The sequence below is a fragment of the Actinomycetospora sp. genome (assembly GCF_055612215.1).
Window position 1 is genome coordinate 1 of sequence record NZ_JBVPVA010000559.1, and the last position, 1,659, is coordinate 1,659.

At 75.2% G+C, this 1,659-nt stretch carries 2 protein-coding genes and 1 pseudogene; all 3 read left to right on the forward strand.

Annotation, left to right across the window (positions count from 1 at the left end; genetic code table 11):
• A pseudogene (locus AC0CYZ_RS15450) lies at positions 1-107 on the forward strand (aspartate carbamoyltransferase); the annotation flags it as partial.
• Positions 104-1,405 (forward strand): dihydroorotase, encoded by a 1,302-nt coding sequence (locus AC0CYZ_RS15455; RefSeq protein WP_472216841.1) that lies wholly within the window; start codon positions 104-106, stop codon positions 1,403-1,405. The pseudogene AC0CYZ_RS15450 and the gene AC0CYZ_RS15455, both read left to right, overlap by 4 nt.
• Positions 1,402-1,659 (forward strand): carbamoyl-phosphate synthase domain-containing protein (locus tag AC0CYZ_RS15460; protein ID WP_472216843.1); only part of this gene is annotated, 258 nt, incomplete at its 3' end. The genes AC0CYZ_RS15455 and AC0CYZ_RS15460, both read left to right, overlap by 4 nt.

A 1,659-nucleotide genomic window follows, 5' to 3' on the forward strand; every position in this document is an offset into this window, starting at 1 on the left:
CGGTCGCCGACTCCGCCCGCGCCGCGATCGCCGAGCAGGTCACCGCGGGGGTCCACGTGCGGATGGCCGTGCTCTACCACCTGCTCGCCGGGGAGGACGTGGCATGACCACCACGCTCATCAGGAACGTCCGGCCCTACGGCGAGGACCCGACGGACCTCCTCGTCCGCGACGGCGTGCTGGTCGGGTCGGGCGGCGTCGCCGACGACCCCGACGAGACGGTCGACGCCGACGGCCTGATCGCCCTGCCGGGCCTGGTCGACCTGCACACCCACCTGCGCGAACCGGGCGGCGAGGAGGCGGAGACGGTCGCCACCGGCTCGGCCGCGGCCGCCCTCGGCGGCTACACCGCGGTCTTCGCGATGCCGAACACGACCCCTGCCCAGGACTCGCCCGTCGTCGTCGAGCACGTCTGGCGCCGCGGCCGCGAGGTCGGGCTCGTCGACGTGCACCCGGTGGGCGCGGTGACCGTGGCGCTCGGCGGGGAGCGGCTGGCCGAGATGGGGATGATGGCGGCCTCCCCGGCCGGTGTGCGGATGTTCTCCGACGACGGCCGCTGCGTGAACGACCCGCTGATCATGCGTCGGGCGCTGGAGTACGCCCGCTCGCTCGACGCCGTCGTCGCCCAGCACGCCGAGGACCACCGGCTGACCGTCGGGGCGCAGGCCCACGAGGGCCCGGTCGCCGCCCGGCTGGGCCTGACCGGCTGGCCCGCGAGCGCCGAGGAGTCGATCGTCGCGCGCGACGCGATGCTCGCCGCGGCGGCGGGCGCCCGGCTGCACGTCTGCCACCTCTCCACGGCGGGCTCGGTCGAGGTGCTGCGCTGGGCGCGGGCGTCGCTGCTGCCGGGCACGCGGGCCGTCGTCAGCGCCGAGGTCACCCCCCACCACCTGCTGCTCACCGACGCCGCGGCGGAGGACTACGACCCGGTGCACAAGGTGAACCCGCCGCTGCGCCCCGAGGCCGACACGCTCGCGCTGCGGCGCGCGCTCGCCGAGGGCGTCGTGGACTGCGTCGCGACCGACCACGCCCCGCACGCGGTGGAGGCGAAGGACTGCGAGTGGGCGAACGCACGTCCGGGCATGCTCGGGCTGCAGACCGCGTTGTCGGTGGTCGCTGCGACGATGGTGGACGGCGGCCTGCTCGACTGGCGGGGCGTCGCGCGCGTGTGCAGCGAGGCCCCGGCGCTTATCGCGGGGCTGGCGGACCAGGGCCGTCCGATCGCGCCCGGGGAGCCGGCGAACCTCACGCTGGTCGACCCGGCGGCGCGCTGGACGGTGCGCGGTGCGGAGCTGGCGAGCCTCGCGGACAACACCCCGTACGAGGGGATGGAGCTCCCGGTGTCGGTGGTCCACACCATGCTGCGGGGACGATGGACGGTGCGTGACGGGAAGGTAGGGCAGTGAACGATCAGGCGTTGCTGGTGCTCGAGGACGGGACCGTCCACCGGGGCGAGGCGTTCGGGGCGCACGGGCGCACCCTCGGCGAGGCCGTGTTCACCACCGGCATGACCGGCTACCAGGAGACGCTGACCGACCCGAGCTACCACCGCCAGATCGTCGTCTCCACGGCGCCGCACATCGGCAACACCGGGTGGAACGACGAGGACGACGAGTCCGCGCGCATCCAGGTCGCGGGCTACGTCGTGCGGGACCCGGCG

Excerpts from the sequence above, each read along its gene's own strand:
- AC0CYZ_RS15455 (WP_472216841.1), top strand. The coding sequence starts at position 104 with ATGACCACCACGCTCATCAGGAACGTCCGGCCCTACGGCGAGGACCCG.